Annotated in this window: 18 protein-coding genes; 10 read left to right on the top strand and 8 right to left on the bottom strand. The window is 74.7% G+C overall.

Annotated features, from left to right (window positions below; all coding sequences use genetic code 11):
• The first annotated feature begins 182 nt into the window (after window positions 1-182).
• Window positions 183-1,124, top strand: a complete 942-nt coding sequence (locus tag ACH4B3_RS25150; RefSeq protein WP_398466286.1) for a Ku protein — start codon at window positions 183-185, stop codon at window positions 1,122-1,124.
• A 128-nt stretch (window positions 1,125-1,252) separates the two neighbouring features.
• Here ACH4B3_RS25150 and ACH4B3_RS25145 read toward each other — a convergent pair whose 3' ends face one another.
• Window positions 1,253-1,705, bottom strand: a complete 453-nt coding sequence (locus ACH4B3_RS25145) for a DUF4442 domain-containing protein (RefSeq protein ID WP_398466284.1) — start codon at window positions 1,703-1,705, stop codon at window positions 1,253-1,255.
• Window positions 1,706-1,786: 81 nt separating this feature from the next.
• Between ACH4B3_RS25145 and ACH4B3_RS25140 the strand changes: the two genes are divergently transcribed.
• Together ACH4B3_RS25140 and ACH4B3_RS25135 are read left to right on the top strand one after the other, a co-directional pair.
• Window positions 1,787-2,983 carry a hypothetical protein gene (locus tag ACH4B3_RS25140; RefSeq protein ID WP_398466282.1) on the top strand — a complete coding sequence of 399 codons (1,197 nt, stop codon included), beginning with the start codon at window positions 1,787-1,789 and terminating at the stop codon, window positions 2,981-2,983.
• A gap of 82 nt (window positions 2,984-3,065) precedes the next feature.
• Window positions 3,066-4,382, top strand: coding sequence for an MFS transporter (locus ACH4B3_RS25135; RefSeq protein WP_398466280.1), 1,317 nt, complete (start codon window positions 3,066-3,068; stop codon window positions 4,380-4,382).
• 42 nt (window positions 4,383-4,424) lie between these two features.
• On the opposite strand, the gene ACH4B3_RS25130 is transcribed toward ACH4B3_RS25135, so the two are convergent.
• Window positions 4,425-5,270 carry a spermidine synthase gene (locus ACH4B3_RS25130; RefSeq protein ID WP_398466278.1) on the bottom strand — a complete coding sequence of 282 codons (846 nt, stop codon included), beginning with the start codon at window positions 5,268-5,270 and terminating at the stop codon, window positions 4,425-4,427.
• Between the two features lie 15 nt (window positions 5,271-5,285).
• Window positions 5,286-6,473 (bottom strand): elongation factor Tu, encoded by a 1,188-nt coding sequence (locus ACH4B3_RS25125; RefSeq protein WP_398466276.1) that lies wholly within the window; start codon window positions 6,471-6,473, stop codon window positions 5,286-5,288.
• 419 nt (window positions 6,474-6,892) lie between these two features.
• Here ACH4B3_RS25125 and ACH4B3_RS25120 point away from each other — a divergent pair, with 419 nt between their 5' ends.
• Window positions 6,893-7,600, top strand: coding sequence for a TVP38/TMEM64 family protein (locus ACH4B3_RS25120; RefSeq protein WP_398466274.1), 708 nt, complete (start codon window positions 6,893-6,895; stop codon window positions 7,598-7,600).
• 223 nt (window positions 7,601-7,823) lie between these two features.
• On the opposite strand, the gene ACH4B3_RS25115 is transcribed toward ACH4B3_RS25120, so the two are convergent.
• The gene (locus tag ACH4B3_RS25115) at window positions 7,824-8,363 is read right to left on the bottom strand and encodes a winged helix-turn-helix transcriptional regulator (RefSeq protein WP_398466272.1); all 540 of its coding nucleotides are present in this window, start codon (window positions 8,361-8,363) and stop codon (window positions 7,824-7,826) included.
• A 112-nt stretch (window positions 8,364-8,475) separates the two neighbouring features.
• Here ACH4B3_RS25115 and ACH4B3_RS25110 point away from each other — a divergent pair, with 112 nt between their 5' ends.
• The 3 genes from ACH4B3_RS25110 (at window position 8,476) to ACH4B3_RS25100 (ending at window position 11,367) form a co-directional block, all read left to right on the top strand.
• The gene (locus tag ACH4B3_RS25110) at window positions 8,476-9,252 is read left to right on the top strand and encodes a methyltransferase domain-containing protein (protein ID WP_398466270.1); all 777 of its coding nucleotides are present in this window, start codon (window positions 8,476-8,478) and stop codon (window positions 9,250-9,252) included.
• 412 nt (window positions 9,253-9,664) lie between these two features.
• Window positions 9,665-10,540 carry an undecaprenyl-diphosphate phosphatase gene (locus tag ACH4B3_RS25105; RefSeq protein WP_398466268.1) on the top strand — a complete coding sequence of 292 codons (876 nt, stop codon included), beginning with the start codon at window positions 9,665-9,667 and terminating at the stop codon, window positions 10,538-10,540.
• 191 nt (window positions 10,541-10,731) lie between these two features.
• Window positions 10,732-11,367 carry a DUF4352 domain-containing protein gene (locus ACH4B3_RS25100; RefSeq protein ID WP_398466266.1) on the top strand — a complete coding sequence of 212 codons (636 nt, stop codon included), beginning with the start codon at window positions 10,732-10,734 and terminating at the stop codon, window positions 11,365-11,367.
• Between the two features lie 252 nt (window positions 11,368-11,619).
• Here ACH4B3_RS25100 and ACH4B3_RS25095 read toward each other — a convergent pair whose 3' ends face one another.
• From ACH4B3_RS25095 to ACH4B3_RS25085, 3 genes are all read right to left on the bottom strand, one after another.
• Complete coding sequence (locus ACH4B3_RS25095; RefSeq protein WP_398466264.1) at window positions 11,620-11,967, bottom strand: ASCH domain-containing protein; 348 nt, start codon at window positions 11,965-11,967, stop codon at window positions 11,620-11,622.
• A gap of 147 nt (window positions 11,968-12,114) precedes the next feature.
• On the bottom strand, window positions 12,115-12,288 hold the full coding sequence (locus ACH4B3_RS25090; protein WP_398466475.1) for a DUF6011 domain-containing protein: 174 nt from the start codon (window positions 12,286-12,288) through the stop codon (window positions 12,115-12,117).
• Between the two features lie 332 nt (window positions 12,289-12,620).
• Window positions 12,621-13,253 carry a flavin reductase family protein gene (locus tag ACH4B3_RS25085; RefSeq protein WP_398466263.1) on the bottom strand — a complete coding sequence of 211 codons (633 nt, stop codon included), beginning with the start codon at window positions 13,251-13,253 and terminating at the stop codon, window positions 12,621-12,623.
• A 254-nt stretch (window positions 13,254-13,507) separates the two neighbouring features.
• Between ACH4B3_RS25085 and ACH4B3_RS25080 the strand changes: the two genes are divergently transcribed.
• From ACH4B3_RS25080 to lnt, 3 genes are all read left to right on the top strand, one after another.
• Complete coding sequence (locus ACH4B3_RS25080) at window positions 13,508-13,861, top strand: hypothetical protein (protein WP_398466261.1); 354 nt, start codon at window positions 13,508-13,510, stop codon at window positions 13,859-13,861.
• 211 nt (window positions 13,862-14,072) lie between these two features.
• Window positions 14,073-16,442: a SpoIIE family protein phosphatase gene (locus ACH4B3_RS25075; RefSeq protein WP_398466259.1), complete on the top strand. Its 2,370-nt coding sequence runs from the start codon at window positions 14,073-14,075 to the stop codon at window positions 16,440-16,442.
• Window positions 16,443-16,615: 173 nt separating this feature from the next.
• Window positions 16,616-18,187 (top strand): apolipoprotein N-acyltransferase, encoded by a 1,572-nt coding sequence (gene lnt / locus ACH4B3_RS25070; protein ID WP_398466257.1) that lies wholly within the window; start codon window positions 16,616-16,618, stop codon window positions 18,185-18,187.
• Here the strand turns inward: lnt and ACH4B3_RS25065 are convergent.
• The gene (locus ACH4B3_RS25065; protein ID WP_398466473.1) at window positions 18,132-19,037 is read right to left on the bottom strand and encodes a Gfo/Idh/MocA family protein; all 906 of its coding nucleotides are present in this window, start codon (window positions 19,035-19,037) and stop codon (window positions 18,132-18,134) included. The two genes, lnt and ACH4B3_RS25065, sit on opposite strands and share 56 nt — an antisense overlap.
• Window positions 19,038-19,049 lie beyond the last annotated feature (12 nt).

Raw genomic sequence — 19,049 nt, 5'->3', positions numbered from 1 at the left:
GCGGCGTGGCCGCCGCCTCTCGAGCCACCGGCGCGACCACCCGCCCGGGCGCACCCGTCCCCGGTCGTCGCCCGTCCGCCGCGCGCGGGGTGCCGCCCGGTCACGCGGCCGGACCCGCCCGCGGGCGGGGCGGCCGGCCCCGGCATAGCCTGGACAGCCCAGGGGGGACCTGGGAGGTACGCATGCGCCCCGTCTGGTCCGGAGCGGTCTCCTTCGGCCTGGTGACCATCCCGATCAAGGTGTTCCCGGCGACCGAGGACCACTCCATCAGCTTCAAGCAGTTCCACCTCCCCGACCAGGGACGGATCCGGTACCGGAAGGTGTGCGAGCTGGAGGACCGGGAACTGGAGCCGGCCGAGATCGGCCGCGCCTACCAGGCCGGCCCCGACGTCCTGGTGCCGGTCACGGACCAGGACCTGGACTCGCTCCCGCTGCCGACCGCGAAGGCCATCGAGGTCGAGGCGTTCGTGGACGCCGACGCCGTCGACCCGCTGCAGTTCGGGCGGCCGTACTACCTCCAGGCCAGCGGCGACATCGCCGCCAAGCCCTACGTGCTGCTGCGGGAGGCCCTCAAGCGCACGGACCGGCTGGCCGTCGCCAAGTTCGCCTGGCACAACCGCGAGCGGCTGGGCGCGCTGCGGGTGGTCGACGACACCATCGTCCTGCAGGCGATGCACTGGCCCGACGAGGTGCGCTCCGCCGAAGGGCTCGCCCCGAAGACACCGGTGGAGGTCTCCGACGGCGAGGTCGACGAGGCGCTGGCGCTGATGGAAGCCATCGGCGGCACCGATCTCAGCGCCTACCGGGACCGCTACCGGGAGGCGCTGGAGGCGGTCATCCAGGCCAAGGCGGAGGGCCGGGAACCGCCGAGGGCGGAGGAGGAGGCACCGCCGGCCGGGACGGTGGTGGACCTGATGTCGGCGTTGCGGGACAGCGTGCGGTCCGCCCGGGAGCGCCGGGGCGAGGGCGAGGAGGCCGAGGTGCACGACATCCGCCGCCCGGCGGGGAAGAAGGCCGCGCCGAAGAAGAAGACGGCGGCGAAGAAGACCGCGACCGGGGGGAAGAAGGCGGCGGCGAAGAAGACGGCCGCCAAGAAGACGCCCCGCAAGCGCGCCGCGTCCTGATCCCGGGCCGGGCCGGCCGGTGCGCCGGCTTCCGGTGCCCGTCCGGCCGCGACCCGGAGAGGCGCGGTGCGGGTCCACCGGGACCCCGGCGGACCGGGACCCGGGGCGCCCGCACCGGCGGCGCACCGTCAGGAGTTGGGGCGGAGGGTCCAGACGATGGACATCTCGCCGGTCACCGCACCGTCCTCGCGGGTGATGGCTATGTGGACCGGGAACTCCGGGCGCTCGCCCGCGTCGAGTTCGGCGATCACCTCGGTGGCCGGCCGGCCGAGCTGCGCGGTCGCGGTGACGGGGCCCTTGGCGAGCTTCTTGTACGCGATCTCGGCGCGCACGGCCAGCGGCACGGCGCGGTGGAGCTCGTCCGCGAAGGCGGCCAGCACGATCGCCCCGCTCGCCGACTCGGCGAGCGTGAACATCGCGCCGGCGTGCGGCCCGGCCACATGGTTGTGGAAGTCCGGCTGGTCCGGGAGGCGCAGCTCGGCCCGCTCGGCCGAGATCTCCACGAACTCCAGGTTGAGGGTGCGCACCATGGGCACCGTGGCGGCAAGCAACTCGCCGATCGACGGCTGGGTCTGTGACATGCCGGAAAGTTACCAGCCAGTAGCGACGGAGGGGAAGGCCGGGCATGGTCGGGCGCCGGGGCCACCTCTATGGTTACGGCCATGTGGCCAGGACAGCAGCCGCCCGGGGGCGAGCGGAATCCACAGGACCGGAATCCGTATCCGCAGCAGCCGGGCCCGAACCCCTACCAGCAGCCGGGACACCAGGCACCCGGGTACCAGCAGGCACCCGGGTACCAGCAGCCGGGCCCCTACCAGCAGCCGAGCCCGTATCCGCAGCAGCCGGGGTACCAGCAGCCCGGCCCCGCGCAGCCGGGCTACCAGCCCTACGGGCAGCAGGGCCATCCGCAGCCCCACCCGTACCAGCAGCCCACCCCGACACCACCGCCCGGCGACCCGGCGGTGGCCTGGAACGGGCAGCCGGGTCCGCCCGGCCCACCCGAGCCGCCGCGCGGCGGGAAGAAGCGCACCAGGACCGTCGCGATCGTCGTGGCCACCGCCGTCGTGGCCGCCGCCGCGGTGGCCGGTGCCGTCGTCCTGGGCAAGGACGACGGCGGCAAGGCCGACACCGCGGACGGTCCGGCCCCCTCCCCCACCGCCTCGAAGCCGGCCGAGCCCGGGCCCGGTACGGACCCGACCGCCTCCCAGCCCCCGGCGGACCCGGACAACCCGCGCACCGGCGGGGTCGAGACCGACGTCAAGCCGGTGATCCCCGGCTGGCAGGTGGTGGTGAACCCCAAGCGGCACAACGCCTTCGACGTACCGCCGGGCTGGACGGTCAAGGGCGCGGACTGGTCGGTCGGCTTCGGGGACGACAAGGACAAGTCCGGTCTGAAGATGCTCGTCGCCATGTCCGCCCCGGCCTACTTCGAGGAGGACCACTGCACGGTCGAGCGGGACGGCTACAAGGACACCAAGTCGCTGGCCGGCGCCGGGACCAAGGGCGCCCAGGGCGCCAAGTCGGAGGCCGAGGCGGCCAAGAACGAGGCGCTGAACTGGGCCTTCGCCGGGTACGACCAGTCCGAGACGGGCGATTTGAAGCTGGTGAAGTCGGAGACCAGGGCGTTCACCAGCGACCGCGGGCTCAAGGGGCACATGGCCAAGGCCGTGGTCACCGGGGTGAAGAAGACGGACAAGTGCACCACCGACGGCAAGGCCTTCGCGTTCACCTACACCGACCACGACGGTGACTTCGCCACCTGGGTGCTGCACGGCTCCACGGGCGTCGAGGACGAGGTGCCGGACGCCACCATCAAGAAGATCATGAGCACCCTGCGCCTGCTCGAACCCGCCTCCTGACGCCGCCGCCCCACCCTCCCCGGCCCGTTGAGCCCTGCGCGAAAACGGCTGGTCGGGTGGGTCGGGCACCGGGATGATCCCCATGGTGACCACTTCTCGAGCACCGGACCGCCCATCCCGCCGCCCCGCCTGGGCAGGTCGCAACTACACCCTGCTGACCGCCGCCGCCGTGGTGACCGGCCTGGGGAGTTCCGGTGCCCTGGTCGCGGCGGCGTTCGCGGTCCTGGAGGCGGGCGGTGACGGCGGCGACGTGGGGCTGGTGGCCGCGGCGCGCACCGCGCCGCTGGTGGTCTTCCTGCTGATCGGCGGCGCGGTGGCGGACCGCCTCCCGCGCCACCGGGTGATGGTCGCGGCGAACACCCTCAACTGCCTGTCCCAGGGACTCTTCGCGCTGCTGGTGCTCACCGGGGAGGCCCGGCTGTGGCACATGGCGCTGCTGGCCGCGCTCGGCGGCACCGGCCAGGCGTTCTTCGCCCCCGCGGCCGAGGGCATGCTGCTCTCCACCGTCACCGGCGAACAGGCGGGGAAGGCGTTCGCCTACTTCCGCATGGGGATGCAGGGCGCGAACATCGGCGGCGCCGCGCTGGGGGGTGCGCTCATCGCCGCGGTCGGCCCCGGCTGGGTGCTCGCCCTCGACGCGCTCGCCTTCGCCGTCGCCGGCCTGCTGCGGGCCTTCCTCGACGTCGGTCACATCCCGGCCCGCGCGGCGGGCGGCGGAATGCTGCACGATCTGCGCGAGGGCTGGCGGGAGTTCGCCTCGCGCCGCTGGCTGTGGGCCATCGTGGTGCAGTTCTCCGTGGTGAACGCGGTCATCGGGGCGGCCGACGCGGTGTACGGGCCGCTGGTCGCCGAGGACCACCTGGGCGGCGCCCGGGCCTGGGGTACGGCTCTCGCCGCGTTCGGGGCGGGCACGGTGCTCGGCGGGCTGCTGATGACCCGCTGGAGACCGCGCCGCCTGCTGCTGGTGGGCACGGTGTGCGTGTTCCCGTTCGCGCTGCCCGCCGCGGCGCTCGCGGTGCCCCTGCCGCTGCCCGCGCTCGCCGCGGTGATGCTGCTCGGCGGCGCGTCGATCGAGGTGTTCGGCGTCTCCTGGATGACGGCCCTGCACCAGGAGATCCCGGAGGAGAAGCTGTCCCGGGTCTCCGCGTACGACTGGTTCGGGTCGGTGTCCATGCTGCCGCTGGCCACCGCGCTCGCCGGGCCCGCCGAGCAGGCGTTCGGACGGACGGCCGCGCTGTGGGGCTGCTCGGCGCTCACCGTGCTGCTCACCGCGGCGGTACTGGCGGTCCCGGAGGTGCGCCGGCTGACCCGGCGGCCTCCCGCGGCGACCGCCCGGGGCGGCCCGGCCGGCGCGGACGCCCCCGGGGAGACCGCGGACCCCCGGGAAACCCCGGCCTGACGGCCGCCGCCCGCCCGGGGGCGCGGACCGCCGCCGGCCGCCTCAGCCGGTGCTGAACGCGCCCGCCGGGGGCGCCGGCGACGGCTCGGCCGCCAGGTCCGACACGGCGGCGGCCCCGTCGGTGAAGCGGTCCAGCCGGGGCCCGTGCTCCACCCGGGCCGGGAAGGCGTCGGCCGCCGCCCGGCGGGCCAGGTCGTCGAGCGGCAGCTCGGTCTGCGAGGCCACCAGCACCGCGTTGCCGAACCGGCGGCCGCGCAGCACACCGGGCTCGGCGATCAGGCAGAGCCGGGCGAAGACGGTGCCGAAGGTGGCCAGCTGCGAGCGGAGGAAGGTGAACGGCGCACCGTCGGCGAGGTTCGCCGCGTAAGCGCCACCGGGGCGCAGCACCCGGGCCACCGCCCGCGCGTACTCCACCGTGGTCAGGTGCGCGGGCACCCGGGAGCCGCCGAAGACGTCCCCGACGACCAGGTCGGCGGAGGCGGGCGGCGCGGTCTCCAGGGCGGCCCGGGCGTCTGCGGCGCACACCTCGACGCCGGCCTCCGGCGGCACCGGCAGATGGGCGGCGACCAGGTCGATCAGGGCGCGGTCGGCCTCGATCACCCGCTGGCGCGAGCCGGGCCGGGTGGCCGCCAGGTAGCGGGGCAGAGTGAGGGCGCCGCCGCCGAGGTGGAGGGCGTCCAGTGGGGCGCCGGGAGCCGCCGCGGTGTCGAGCACGTGCGCCATCCTCCGCACGTACTCGAACTCCAGGTGGGTGGGGTCGTCCAGGTCGACGTAGGACTGGGCGGCGCCGTCCACCGTGAGCAGCCAGGCCCGCCGGCGGTCCACGTCGGGCATCAGCTTGGCGGTGCCGCAGTCCACGGCCCGGATCACGGGTATCGGCTCGTCCACGTCTTCATTGTGCCGTCAGTCCGCCACCGTGATCACGCTCCCCGCGCCCACGGTCCGGCCGCCCTCCCGGAGCGCGAAGCCCAGCCCGGGCTCCAGCGGCAGGCCGCGGTCGAGCCCGAGGGTCATGGTGACGGTCTCCCCGGGGCGGGCGGTGCCACCGGGCCCGAGGTCGACGGTCCCGGTCACGTCCGCGGTGCGCAGATGGCACTGGGGGCGGTAGCCGGTGGCCAGCGGGGTGTGCCGGCCGCCGGCCGCGGCGGAGAGCACCGTCACCCGGGCGGTGAAGCGGCGGCGCGGCACCACGCTGCCGGGTGCGGCGAGGACGTGCCCGCGGCGTACGGCGTCCCGGTCCACACCGCGCAGCAGCAGCGCCACGCTGTCCCCGGCCCCGGCGTACGGAAGCGGCCTGCCGAAGGTCCGCACCTCGCCGACCACCGGGTCCGGGGCCCGCCCGGCCCGGGTGCCGAGCAGTTCCACGCGGTCCCCGGCCCGTACCGTGCCGCGCTCCACGGTCCCGGTGACCACGGTGCCCCGGCCGGTGACGCTCCGGACGCTCCGCACCGGCAGCAGGAACGGGGAGTGGAAGCAGCGCTGGGGCGTGGGTACGTAGATGTCGACGGCGTCGAGCAGCGCCTGGACGGCGTCGGTCCAGCGGGGGTCGCCGGCCAGGGCGCGCATGCCGGAGACGCGCAGCACCGGGGTCGTGTCGCCCGGGTAGCCGTGCGCGGAGAGCAGGGCGCGGACGTCCCGCTCGACCCGGTCGGCGAGTTCCTGGGGGCCGGACTCCGCCTTGCTCAGGGCCACCACGATGTGGTCGACGCCGCCCTGGCGGGCGAGGAGTACGTGCTCGGCGGTCTGCGGCCGCACGCCCTCGACCGCGGAGACCACCAGGATCGCCCCGTCCAGCTGCGCCGCACCGGTGATCATGTTCTTGACGAAGCGGGCGTGGCCCGGCAGGTCGGCGTGGGCGTAGTGCCGGGTCTCGGTCTCGTACTCCACCAGTGCGGGGTGGATGGTGATGCCGCGCGCGACCTCTTCCGGGGCCCGGTCGATGCGCTCGGCCGGGACGAACGGCGTGCCGGCACCGTGCTCGCTGAGCACCTTGGTGATGGCGGCGGTCAGGGTGGTCTTCCCGTGGTCGACGTGGCCCATGGTGCCGATGTTGAGATGCGGCTTGGCGCACGGGTGGGTCAGCTGGGACATGCCTGGCGTTCCTTCCTCGGAACGTTCCGCGGACGGGAGCCTCCGGGGAACAAGGGGGTGGGCGTCGCGGACCCCGGGACTCACCGACCCCCCGTGCGGGTCCGGCGGTGTGCTCGCGGAGGGTCAGCTTCGGGGGCCTCGGTCGCGGGCCACCGGGGAGGAGAGGAGGAGGTGGCAGACGGCAGCCTTCGGCACGTCCGCCGCGGCGGACGTCGGCCTCGTGCAGGCGTACCGGAACATGGCGCGAATCATGGCCGCCCGGCCGGGTCGGCGTCGACCGGATTTCCCCGCGCCGCAGAGCATCGGCACCGCGGCCGGGCGGCCCGGAAGAACGGACGATGATCAGCCGAATGTCCGGTTTCTGTAGCAAGGACCCGGCGCCGGGGTCCGCCCCGGGCCGGGTCGGTTACGCTCCTTCGGTGCTCGATGCTGCCGCCACCGCCCCGACTTCGGCCCCGCGCTGGGCCCGCGCGCTGCTGTCGCCGTGGTCCCGGCTCGCCCTGCTGGTGCTGCTGCTGGCCGGTGCGGCGAGCGCCGTGCTGGTGTGGGAGCCGCAGCGGCTGATCGCCGACGGCTGGCCGGAGCGGCTGTCCGGTGCCACCGCGGTCGGGCTCTTCGCGCTCGTCTACGGGGTCTGCACGGCGGCGCTGGTGCCCAGGCCACTGCTGAACCTGGCCGCCGGGGCGCTGTTCGGCGCACAGGCCGGGCTGCCCGGCGCGGTGGGGGGCACGGTACTCGGCGCCGGGATCGCGTTCGGGCTGGGCCGGCTGCTGGGCCAGGACGCGCTGCGGCCGCTGGTCCGCGGACGCTGGCTGACCGCCGCCGACCGGCAGCTCTCCCGGCACGGGTTCCGGTCCATGCTGGCGCTGCGGCTCTTTCCCGGCGTGCCGTTCGCGGCGGCCAACTACTGCGCGGCGATCTCCCGGATGGGCTGGGTGCCGTTCCTGCTGGCGACCGGCCTGGGCAGCGTCCCGAACACCGCCGCCTACGTGGTCGCCGGGAGCCGGGCCGCCACCCCCACCTCACCGGTCTTCGTCGCCGCGATGGCGTTCATCGCGCTGACCGGGCTGGCCGCCACCGTGGTGGCCTGGCGCCGCAGGGGACGGCTGCGGGCCGTCGGCCGGTAGCGGTCCCTGGCCGCGGCACACCGCCGCGGGACGGCCGGGACCGGCCCTTCCGGACCCGGCGGCCGGTCGCCCCGGCACCCGGCGCGGTGCGCCGGCGGCCGTGACGCCGCCGAGCGGTGGCCGTGATCCCGCCGGGCGGGGCCCGTCACTCCGCCGGGCGGCCGGGGCCCGGACCGGCGCGGCCCGCCCTCCGTCGTCCCGATGCCGGTGCGGCCCGGCGTGGTCACTCCGCCCCGGCCGCCGCCGGCCGCGCCCCGGGACCGGATGCCCGGGACTCCAGCAGCGGCCCCAGGACCCGGGTGCCGTGCCCGGTGCGCCCGCCGGGCCCGGGCAGCTGGACGGTGTTCGCCACGGTCAGCGCCGTTCCGCAGTGGGCGCAGGCAGTGACCGCGGTGGTGTCCCGTCCGCAGTCCAGGTGGTGGATGACCGCGGGCGGACCCGTCCGCCCGCCGTACCAGCGGTCCCCCCAGTTCATCAGGGCGAGCAGGACCGGGTACAGCTCCCGCCCCTTCTCGGTCGCCCGGTAGTCCTCGCGCGGCGGCCGCTCCTGGTAGCGCCGGCGCTCCAGGACGCCCTCCTCCACCAGCCTGGCCAGCCGGGCCGCCAGCACCTTCCGGGAGATGCCGAGGTCGTGGGCGAGGTCGTCGAAGCGGTTCACCCCCACCAGGACGTCACGCATGATCAGCGCCGTCCAGGCGTCCCCGAACAGGTCGCTGGCGCGGGCGATGGAGCAGGCCACATCGGCGAGCGGGGTACGGGTCATGGCCCGACCGTACCTCGGGTTCCCCGAGGGAACGCAAGGTGTAAGGTTCCCTCAGGGAACCCGAGGTGATCGAGTCCGCGCCCGGACGCGTGACGAGTTGAGGGAGAAACCGATGGCCACCACTCCGCGCATCGAGCTCGACTCACCTTCGCCCGAGGCGGTCGACGGACGACAGATCCGGGCCGTGAGCTTCCAGGACGCGCGCCTGGAGTACGTGACCCGCACGCTCCGCAAGCTGGGACTGGACGCCGCGGGCAGCGCGATGCTGGTCGTCGGCGGCGGCCGGGGCGTCCTCCCCCGGGGCCTGGCCCGGCTCGGCTTCGACGTGCTGTCCCTGGACCCGTCGGAGACCGCGACCGGACTGGCGCGGGCGGCGAGCGGCCACGACGGCCTGCCGGTGAGTTACCGGACCTCGTCCGCCGAGGAGCTGGACGCCGACGACGCGGCCTTCGACATCGCCTACTACGCCGACACCTTCGAGGTCACCTCCCGGCTGGACCAGGTGGTGGCCCACGCCGCCCGGGTGCTCAGGCCCGGCGGGGTGCTCCTCTACGACACGGTCAACCGCACGCCGCTGTCCCGGCTCATCTACCTCGGCGCCTTCCAGGGGTTCCCGATGACCCGGATCATGCCGCCCCGGCGGTACGCCGCGGACCGGCTGCGGACCCCGGCCGAGATGGCCGCGGCGCTGGCCCGCCACGGCCTGCGCAACGAGGACGTCTGCGACTTCAAGCCGAAGAACCCGCCGGCCCTGGTCAAGGCGGTGCTCGCCCGGCGCCGGGGGCGGATCACCGACGAGGAGATCCCGCCGATCGTCGACTTCGTGCTCGCCCCGGACGCCCGGCCGCTGGTGACCTACCTGGGCTACGCCCGCAAGACCACCGGCTGACCGGCCGCGCGTCCGGGCGCGGTCCGGCCTGGGCTCATCCCCGGCGGCGCGGGCCGCCGGAGCACGCGGCCGCCGGACGACCGGTGCCGCCCGCCCGGTTAGCGCCGCCGCGGCCCGGCAGGCCGGCGGCCGGGGATCGCGCCCGGAGAGGGGGCTGTGGCCCGCGGCCGCACACCGGGACGCTACGCTGCCTCCCGACTGGCGTGCGATCTTCACCGCCATCGCGCCACCGGCCATCCAGAGAAGCTGGCGTCCCGTCAGCCGAGTCCGCAAAGGGTCAGCATGAGTAAGGCCACAGCCCCATCCACATGATCGAACGCGTATACCGCTACCCCCTGGCAGCCCGTAAGCAGCCCCTGACCCATGAGGTCATCGGTGGGGCCTCGATCATCATCCGGATGGCCTAGTTTTCATGTCTTGGTTCGAATCACTCATCCTCGGACTCGTCCAGGGGCTGACCGAGTTCCTGCCGATCTCCTCCAGCGCGCATCTGCGGCTCACGGCCGCTTTCGCCGGCTGGGAGGATCCGGGCGCGGCCTTCACCGCCATCACCCAGATCGGCACCGAGACCGCCGTGCTGATCTACTTCCGCAAGGACATCGCCCGGATCGTCTCCGCCTGGTTCCGCTCGCTCACCGACAAGCGCATGCGCGGCGACCACGACGCCCAGATGGGCTGGCTGGTGATCGTGGGCTCGATCCCGATCGGCGTGCTCGGGGTGACCTTCAAGGACCAGATCGAGGGGCCGTTCCGCGATCTGCGGCTGACCGCCACCACCCTGGTGGTGATGGGCATCGTGCTGGGCCTGGCGGACCGGCTGGCGGCGCGGGACGAGACCGGCGGGCGGCACCGGGCCGTCAAGCAGCGCAAGTCGCTGGAGCAGCTGAACGTCAAGGACGGCCTGATCTTCGGCATCTGCCAGGCGATGGCCCTGGTCCCCGGCGTATCCCGGTCCGGCGCGACGATCAGCGGCGGTCTGCTGATGGGCTACACCCGGGAGGCCGCGGCCCGCTACTCGTTCCTGCTGGCGATCCCCGCGGTGCTCGCCTCGGGGGCGTTCGAGCTGAAGGACGCGTCCGAGGGCGGGCACGTCTCCTGGGGCCCCACCATCTTCGCGACGATCATCGCCTTCCTGGTGGGATACGCGGTCATCGCGTGGTTCATGAAGTTCATCACCACCAAGAGCTTCATGCCGTTCGTGATCTACCGGATCCTGCTCGGCATCCTGCTGTTTGCCCTGGTGGGAGCGGGCGCCCTGAGTCCTCACGCAGGCGAGTCCGGGGAGTGAACCGCCCACCGGGAGGTCTGGAGACGGTCCGGGTGGTCGGCCTTCCCCGGACCTGGCCGGTAGCCGGTCTGCACTGCTTCCCATGATCATCTCCCATCTCTCTCCCACCCCCGGCGCAGGCATTCGCCGGCAACGCACCGTGGCCGCACGGCTGCGACACGGAGTTCGGGACCAACCACCAGGGGACCACCATGCGCACACGGACCATCGCAGCCCTCGTGCTCGCCGCCTGCCTGCCGCTCACCGGCTGCGGGGGCGACGAGGACAAGCAGGCCGAGAAGCCCAAGGCCGCACCGTCCGACTTCGACTGCACGAAGCAGGACGTGAGTCAGGCCGAGTGGATGAAGCACTGCTCGGACGAAGGCACCCCTCCTGAGGGAGCCACCGAGGAGCCGGCCGAGGGCGCTCCCCCGGCCGCGCTGTCCGTCGGCGAGTCCGGCACTTTCACCGTGGCCGATGTCGACGGCAACCAGGTGGCGACGTTCGAAGTCACCGTCGACGAGGCCGAGTACGTGGGAGCGTCGGAGGAAGAGGCCGGGACGTCACTGCCGGCCGAGGGCCAGTACCTGCGACTGGGCCTCACCCTGAAGAACGTCAAGGGGAAGCCGGCCGACATCATGACCTACGGCCAGGTCCAGTGGGAGGACGCGGACACGGCCGCACAGGACGCCACCACGCTGAACACGGTGGACGGGCCCGACCTCGACACCACGTACAAGCCGGGGCAGGGGGTTACCGGGAAGCTCATCCTGGACGTGCCGGAGCGGGGCGGCACGCTCACCTACCTGGGCGACGGCAGCGGCTTCAGCGTGAAGCTGCCGAAGTAACGCAGCGGCGCCCCACCCTCCCGGAGGAGGGCGGGGCGCCGCCACTCGTCCTTCCCGGCCTGCCCGGACTCCCGCAGCGAGAGGGGCGATAGTCGTGCCTGCTGCTGCCTGTGGAGGCGCTGGGACAGGACGGGCGCGAGGGGAGTCCCCAACACACCGGCTAGCGCGGCGAGTAGCGTGGCATTTGCCACTGTTCCTCCTCATGGTCGATCACGCGGGGAGCCACTCCAGTCGATGCCTGCGGTCAACCACTCATTTCACCAACCGGAAGTGCACGATGGCGATGGTGTCGGTCGGCTCGATCTGGGGGTAGTGAAACCGCAGCCTGTCGTGAAGCTCGGCGAGATCACGGAAACCGTCCGCTCGGGCGTCCGACTCGCTCAGCTGGGCAACCGTCCTGGCAGTGACCTGCGTGACGACACCCGGTAGGGCCACCTCGTCGTCCGACTCGAACACCAGGCTCACCGGGCCCGTCTCCACCGGGTCGCGGAAACGCACCGTGGTCGTCTTCTGTTCGGCGCGTACCGCATCGAGATAGTCAGGATGGAAGTACAGGGTTTGAGTCGCCGTTGAGTGCTGCCGTGAAGTGCTGTCGTCCATTCGGCGCACCCTAACGGAACGAGCAAACCCTCCGTGTCACACAGTCCGGTGGATGCCCCGGGCCGGTGAACCTTTCCGGTCACAGCACGAGGTCATACGCGCTTCTGAGGCGGGCAGAACCTTCCAGGTTCACCGTGCCGCACCGGCCTATGTCCCCGGCAACGTGTCCTGCTCGACCTCGTGCTCGCGGAGCCGCGGTGCGGTGCGGGTGTCGAGCTTGTGTCTGCATCCGGCTCCGAGGCCCCACAGGCGGGCGTCTCGGTCGCGGAGTGGCCGGCCGCATGCGCGGCAGCGCACCAGGGGGCGCCCCTCCGGCGGCATCAGCGGATCTTCGAAGCCAGGGAGGGGCGCGGGGCTGTCGGGGGTCATACGGCTGGTGTACCAGGCGGGGCCGACAAGAGCACCGGCCCCACATGCCGGCGCCCGGGCTCCCATGGGTGGCCGATGAAGCCAGGAAGCCGCCGTCTCGGGAATTGATCGACAAGATCGGGCAGCGGCCCCCGGGGCCCGCCACGGGGCCTTCGCGTGCCCTCAGGCGATAGTCCGCTTCTGCCGATACGAGCGGCCGGTGTCCGGCGACCGAGCACGGCGCCACGCCAGGGCCGAAGGGCCCCGCGCAACCGTCCGGCACGGTACGCGGGACCCTTCGGCGTCTACCGGTCGGCGCCCTGGACCGCGGCGGCCCCGGCCGGCCGGTCCGCGTAGCGGACCCGGGAGAGCTCCAGCACCTCGCCGGTCGTCCCCCACTCGTCCTTGCCCAGCCGGCTCAGCGGGGCGAGCAGGCCGATCTCGGGGTGGCCGTCGACCAGGACCGCCTCGTCGACCGCGGCGTGCACCACCCGCCCGAAGACCACGGTGGAGTCGCCGATCCGCAGCATGCTGTGCGTCTCGCACTCCAGCGCCACCGGGGAGTCGGCCACCCGCGGCGCCTTCACCCGCAGGCTCGGCTCCCGGGCCACGCCCACCGCGTCGAACTCGCCGATCCGCGGCGGGAAGTCGGTGGCGGTCGCGTTGATCTCCGCCAGCAGCGGCCGGGGGGCGAGGTTGACCACGAACTCGCCGGTGTCCTCGATGTTGCGCAGGGTGTCCTTCCGTCCCACCGAGGTGAACTGCACGACCGGCGGGGCCACCGAGGAGATGGTGAAGAAGGAGTGCGGGGCCAGGTTGTCGGTCCCGTCCGCCGAGGTGGTGGATATCCAGGCGATGGGCCGGGGCACCACGGTGGCGGTCAGCAGCCGGTAGAACGCGGTGCGGTCCATGGCCCGGGGGTCGAAGTCGATGCGCATGGCCGCCAGTATCCCTACCGCAAGGAATCAGCCGAACAGCGGATACCGGCCACCTCCCCCACCGCTCCGAACCCCGCCGTCCCGGCCGGGTTGCGCCCTCGTGGGCCGGGGCGGCGGGGCCGGCCGGTGCCGTCACCACGGGCCCGGGCCGGCGTGGCCCGAGCCGCCCTCCGCGGCCACCCCACGCCGGGCCCCGCCGCGCCCGCCGCCCACCGGCCCCGGCGGTGTCGGTCCCGCCGCCTACCGTGGCGGCCATGGGTTACGACGTGCACATCACCCGCGGTACTCCGTGGTGGGACGAAGCGGGCGAGCCGATCACCACGCGGGAGTGGGCGGCGGTGGTCGCCGCCGACCCGTGCCTGGAGCCGGTGCCGGCCGCCCGGGCCGTGGCCCCCGGTCAGGACGCGGTGCTGGAGTTCCGCTCGGAGGGGCTGGTGCGGCTGGCCGGCCACCCCGCAGGGGACACCCACGGCGCCTGGCTGCACTGGCGGGACGGCCGGGTGACGGGGAAGAACCCCGACCCGGCGCTGCTCGGCAAGATGCGCGAGATCGCCGGGGTGCTGGGCGCGCGCGTCCAGGGTGACGACGGCGAGTACTACGACGAGTGAGCCGCCGACCGGGCCGGTGACCGGTCGCCGGGCCGGGCACGGGCTCCGGTGGCCGGACCCTTCCCGCACCCCCGCGGCGGTAGTGACCGAGAGCCGCGGCGGCGGTGCGGGAGGGCCGGGCCGGCTCCGGCGGGCGTGAACCGGCCGGGTCCCGGATACTGGGAACGAATCTCCCGAGGCGGGGCGAGCCACCCGCCGGGCCAGGAGCACGATGGGCGCACACACCGATCCCCCCCTCGACGGGTCCGGGCTCTTCGACGCCGTCGCCACCGCCGTCGTGGACGCCGACGGCACGGTGCTCCGCTGGTCCCGGGCCGCCGCGGAACTGGTCGGCCGGCCCGGCGCGGACGTCGTGGGGCGACCGGTCCGGTCCCTGCTCGCCGCCGCGGAGCCGCCGGCCGGCGCGCCGACTCCCCCGGAGTGCGCGGCCGGTCTGCCGCGCACCGGACGGGTCAGGCTGGGTGGCCGGGCGGGCGCGGTCGACGTCACCTTCCTCGCGATGCCGTTGGACGATTCGGCGGAACTGCTGGTCGCGGCGGTGCCCTCCCGGCTGCTGGAGGAGGTCGGCTACGGCGCGGCGCTGCTGCGCGCGCTGTTCGACCAGGATCTGTTCGGCATCGGACTGCACGACCTCGCCCTGCGGACGGTGCGGACCAACGCCGGGCAGGAGGGCGGCGGGCCCGCCCCGGCCCCGGACGAGCTGCCCGGCCTGGACACCGAGGGGACGCTGCGCCGGGTGCTGGAGACCGGCAGACCGGTGTTCGGCAAGGAGCAGCAGGTCGTCGCCCCCGGGCGGCGGCGCCGGACGGTGTCGCTGTCCGCGTTCCGTCTCGACGACCACCGCGGCCGTCCGCTGGGGGTCGCCTCCGCGTTCGCCGACGTCTCCGCGCAGCGGCGGGCGCGCGACCACCTCGCCCTGCTGATCGAGGCCGCCGCCCGGATCGGGGGGTCCCTGGACGTGACGCGTACCGCGCAGGACGTGGCCGACGTCCTGGTGCCCGGGTTCGCCGATCTGGTGGGGGTGGACATCGCCGAGGCGGTGCTCGCCGGGGAGGAACCGCCGCAGGTCCTGGGGGCCCGCCAGCACCCGCTGCGCCGGGTGGCGATCGCCTCGGCGAGCGGCGAGTGGCCGGCCGGGATGCTGCCCCGGGGCGCGTCCGTCCCGCGGATCCCGGACGTCCCCGGACTGCGCCGGGTGCAGCAGGGCCAGGTGGTGCTGACCGACCGGGACCGGGCGATCGCGGAGTTCGGCCGCACGCCGCTGACCGACCTGCTGGTGCCCCCGGAGGGCCGTCACTGCGCCGTGGCGCCGCTGTTCGCCCGCGGGTTGATGCTGGGCACGGTGATGGCCTGGCGGACCGAGCAGCCCGACCCGTTCGGCCCCGAGGACGGCGAGCTGCTGCGCGAGGTGGCCTCCCGGGCGGCGCTGACCGTGGACAACGCCCGCCGCTACACCCGTGAGCACCGGACGGCGATCGCGCTCCAGCAGAGCCTGCTGCCGCCCGCGGTGACCGACACCCCGGCGGCGGAGACGGCGGGGTTGTACCTGCCGGCCGGCGGCGGGGTCGGCGGCGACTGGTTCGACGTCATCGCGCTGCCGTCGCTGCGCGTCGCGCTGGTCGTCGGGGACGTGATCGGTCGCGGCCTGCACGCAACCGCGACGATGGGCCGGCTGCGTACCGCCGTGCAGACCCTCGCCGACCTGGAGCTGGATCCCAAGGAACTGCTCACCCACGTCGACGACCTGGTGGCGCGGCTGGCGCGGGAGGCCGGGCCGGGCGCCCAGGACGCGGTGGGCACCACCTGCCTCTACGCCGTCTACGATCCGGTCACCCGCCGCTGCGACTTCGCCAGCGCCGGGCACGAGCCGCCGGTGGTGGTCCTTCCCGACGGCACCACCCGGGTCGTCGAGGTCGCCCCCGGCCCGGCGCTGGGCGTGGGCGGCCTGCCCTTCGAGAGCACCGCGGTGGAGCTGGCGCCGGGCAGCGTGCTGGCCATGTACACCAACGGCCTGGTGGACCGGGTGGGCTCGCGGGACGACGGCGAGGGCCTGCGGCTGCTGGCCGCCGGGCTGGCCGCCCACTGCCGGCCCGGCCGGCCGCTGGACGACATCGGTGGGCGGCTGCTGGTGGACCTCGGCGACCACCCGCCGCAGGACGACATCGCGCTGCTGCTGGCCCGCCCGCGGACCGTGCCGCCGGCGGACATCGCCGAATGGGAGTTCCCCGCCGATCCGGCGGCGGTGGCCGGGGCCCGGGAGGCGACGACCCGCCAGCTGGCCGCGTGGAGTCTGGACGAGCTGGCCTTCACCACCGAACTCGTGGTCAGCGAGCTGGTCACCAACGCGATCCGCTACGCCGGCGGCCCGGTCGGGCTCCGGCTGATCCGGGCCGACGTGCTGGTCTGCGAGGTCACCGACCCGAGCAACACCCAGCCCCGGCTGCGCCGGGCGCACAGCACCGACGAGGGTGGCCGCGGGCTGTTCCTGGTCGCGCAGCTCACCGCCCGCTGGGGCAGCCGGTACGGCCGCCAGGGCAAGACCATCTGGGCCGAGCAGCCGCTGGTCCCGGAAGCGGGCTGAGGCGCCGGGCGCCCGGGGGCGGGTGACCGCACCGTGCCGCACGCTGGGCTCGGCGCTCCCCGTCGGCCACACTGGTGGTGACCGCCAACGAACGACGTTCCACCACACCGGTGGCGGGCCGCCCCGGCTGCCCCGGCACCGCCGACGGCCTGCCGGGACTTGGGAGGCGCGGGGTGCGGAAGCCGTTCCGCCACGGGGCCCGCCGGGGCCGGCCGGCCGCCTCCCGCTGGGTGCGCGGGGCCGCCGTCCTGGCGGCGGGCGCGCTGCCCGCCCTGGCGTTCCCCGAGCCGTCCTGGTGGTGGCTGGCCTGGGCCGCGCTGGTGCCCTGGCTGCTGCTGGTGCGGTCCGCGCCGACGGCCCGGCGGGCGGCGCTGGAGGGTTGGCTGGGCGGCGCCGGGTTCATGCTGGCCGTCCACCACTGGCTGCTGCCGAGTCTGCATGTGTTCCTCTTCGTCCTCGCGGCGCTGATGGGGCTGCTCTGGGCGCCGTGGGGGTGGCTGGCACACCGGCTGCTGCACGGCGCGCCGGGCGCCGGCCGGGCCGCGGCGGCGGTGGTGCTGGTCCCGTCCGGCTGGCTGATGGTGGAGCTGGTCCGGTCCTGGGAGTACCTGGGCGGGCCGTGGGGACTGCTGGGGGCGAGTCAGTGGCAGGTGCCGGCCGCGCTGCGGCTGGCGTCGCTGGGCGGCGTGTGGCTGGTCGGCTGGCTGGTGGTGGCGGTGAACACGGCGCTGGTGCTGCTGGTCCCGGTGGTCCGGCCGGTGACCGGGGCGGTGGCGGTGACCGCGGCGGCGGCGTGCGCCGCGGCGGTCGGCGGGGCGTGGCTGTGGGCGCCCCGGCCGGAGTCCGCCGGCGCGGTGCGGGTGGGCGTGGTCCAGCCGGGGGTGGTGTCCGGGTACGAGCGGCGGTTCGACCGCAACGAGGAGCTGACCCGGCAACTGGCCGGGCACCGTCCGGACCTGGTGGTCTGGGGCGAGAGCAGCGTGGGCCAGGACCTGACGCGACGCGCGGACCTGCGGCAGCGGCTGGCCGCGCTGTCCCGCTCGGTCGACGCGGACCTGCTGGTGAACGTGGACGCCCGGCGCCGGGACCAGACCGGGATCTTCAAGAGCGCGGTCCTGGTGGACGCCACCGGCCCGGTCGGGGTGCGGTACGACAAGATGCGGCTGGTGCCCTTCGGGGAGTACATCCCGCTGCGGTCGATGCTGGGCTGGGCCACCTCGGTGGGCCGGGCCGCGGCGGAGGACCGCCGGCGCGGCACCGAGCCGGTGGTGATGACGCTGCCGGAGGCGCGGGGGCTGCGGGTCGGCCCGCTGGTCTGCTTCGAGTCGGCGTTCCCGGACATGAGCCGGGTGCTGGTGCGGGACGGGGCACAGCTGCTGGTCGCCCAGTCCTCCACCTCGACGTTCCAGCGCTCCTGGGCCCCGGAGCAGCACGCCTCGCTGGCGGCGCTGCGGGCCGCGGAGACCTGGCGTCCGATGGTGCACGCGACGCTGACCGGGGTGAGCGCGGTTCACGGGCCGAGCGGTGCCGGGGTGGGTCCGCGGCTGGGCACCGGTGAGTCGGCGGCGGTGCTGTACACCGTGCCGCTGGGCGCGGGCACCAGCCCGTACGTACGGTGGGGGGCCTGGCCGGTGTACGGGTCGGCGGCGGCGCTGGTGCTGTACGGGGCCGCTCAGGGGGTGCGGGCGGTCACCCGGCCTGGGCGAGGGCGTCGGCCACGATCCGTTCGCACAGCGCGTGGGTGAGCAGGGCGTCCTCGGCGGTGAGCGGGGTCCCGGCGCGCACGGCGTCCAGGAAGGCGAGGGCGGCCTGTTCGATGCCGCGCTGGCGGGCGACCGGGATCCAGTCGCCGCGGCGGTGGACGGTGGGCCGGCCCTGGTGGTCGACGACCTCGGCGAGGTCGAGCACCTGGCGCTTGCCGTTCCGTCCGGAGACGTCGAGGATCTCCTCGGTGGCGCCGGACATCCGGTTCATGGTGCCGATCGCGGTGAACCCGTCGCCGGAGAGCTGGAGTACGACGTGGTGCATCAGCCCGTCCCGGATCCGCGCCCGGACGTCGATGTGGTCGACGCGGCCGGGGACCAGGAAGCGCAGGGTGTCGACGACGTGGATGAAGTCGTCGAACACCAGGGTGCGCGGGTCCTCGGGCAGTCCGACGCGGTTCTTCTGCATCAGGATCAGGTCGCGCGGGTGCTCCAGGCACTGGGCGTAGCCGGGGGCGTGCCGGCGGTTGAAGCCGACGGCGAGTCCGACGCCCCGTTCGGCGGCGAGGTTCACCAGCCGGTCGCTGGTGGCGAGGTCGTAGGCGAGCGGCTTGTCGACGTAGGTGGGGACGCCGGCCTCGACGAGCCGGGTGACGATCTCGGGGTGGGCGCTGGTGGGGGCGTGCACGAAGGCCGCGTCCGGGCCCGCCGCGAGCAGCGAGTCCAGGTCCGGGTGGCGGTGGGCGGCCGGGATGCGGTGGGTGTCGCCGACCCGGGCGAGGGTGGCGGGGGTGCGGGTCGCCAGGTGCGGTTCGATCCCCGGCCGGGCGGCGAGTACCGGCAGGTACGCCTTCTGGGCGATGTCGCCCAGTCCGATGATCCCGACCTTCACCATGTCCTCCTG

This window comes from Streptomyces sp. NPDC018031, from assembly GCF_044327625.1.
Taxonomy (GTDB): Bacteria; Actinomycetota; Actinomycetes; order Streptomycetales; family Streptomycetaceae; genus Streptomyces.
This window is presented reverse-complemented; position numbering and strand designations above follow the sequence as displayed.

Bases quoted from the DNA above. Each gene is read 5' to 3' on its own strand.
- ACH4B3_RS25150 (WP_398466286.1), top strand. From the start codon at position 183: ATGCGCCCCGTCTGGTCCGGAGCGGTCTCCTTCGGCCTGGTGACCATC.
- ACH4B3_RS25145 (WP_398466284.1), bottom strand. From the start codon at position 1,705: ATGTCACAGACCCAGCCGTCGATCGGCGAGTTGCTTGCCGCCACGGTG.
- ACH4B3_RS25140 (WP_398466282.1), top strand. From the start codon at position 1,787: ATGTGGCCAGGACAGCAGCCGCCCGGGGGCGAGCGGAATCCACAGGAC.
- ACH4B3_RS25135 (WP_398466280.1), top strand. From the start codon at position 3,066: ATGGTGACCACTTCTCGAGCACCGGACCGCCCATCCCGCCGCCCCGCC.
- ACH4B3_RS25125 (WP_398466276.1), bottom strand. From the start codon at position 6,473: ATGTCCCAGCTGACCCACCCGTGCGCCAAGCCGCATCTCAACATCGGC.
- ACH4B3_RS25115 (WP_398466272.1), bottom strand. From the start codon at position 8,363: ATGACCCGTACCCCGCTCGCCGATGTGGCCTGCTCCATCGCCCGCGCC.
- ACH4B3_RS25110 (WP_398466270.1), top strand. From the start codon at position 8,476: ATGGCCACCACTCCGCGCATCGAGCTCGACTCACCTTCGCCCGAGGCG.
- ACH4B3_RS25105 (WP_398466268.1), top strand. From the start codon at position 9,665: ATGTCTTGGTTCGAATCACTCATCCTCGGACTCGTCCAGGGGCTGACC.
- ACH4B3_RS25100 (WP_398466266.1), top strand. From the start codon at position 10,732: ATGCGCACACGGACCATCGCAGCCCTCGTGCTCGCCGCCTGCCTGCCG.
- ACH4B3_RS25095 (WP_398466264.1), bottom strand. From the start codon at position 11,967: ATGGACGACAGCACTTCACGGCAGCACTCAACGGCGACTCAAACCCTG.
- ACH4B3_RS25090 (WP_398466475.1), bottom strand. From the start codon at position 12,288: ATGCCGCCGGAGGGGCGCCCCCTGGTGCGCTGCCGCGCATGCGGCCGG.
- ACH4B3_RS25085 (WP_398466263.1), bottom strand. From the start codon at position 13,253: ATGCGCATCGACTTCGACCCCCGGGCCATGGACCGCACCGCGTTCTAC.
- ACH4B3_RS25080 (WP_398466261.1), top strand. From the start codon at position 13,508: ATGGGTTACGACGTGCACATCACCCGCGGTACTCCGTGGTGGGACGAA.
- ACH4B3_RS25075 (WP_398466259.1), top strand. From the start codon at position 14,073: ATGGGCGCACACACCGATCCCCCCCTCGACGGGTCCGGGCTCTTCGAC.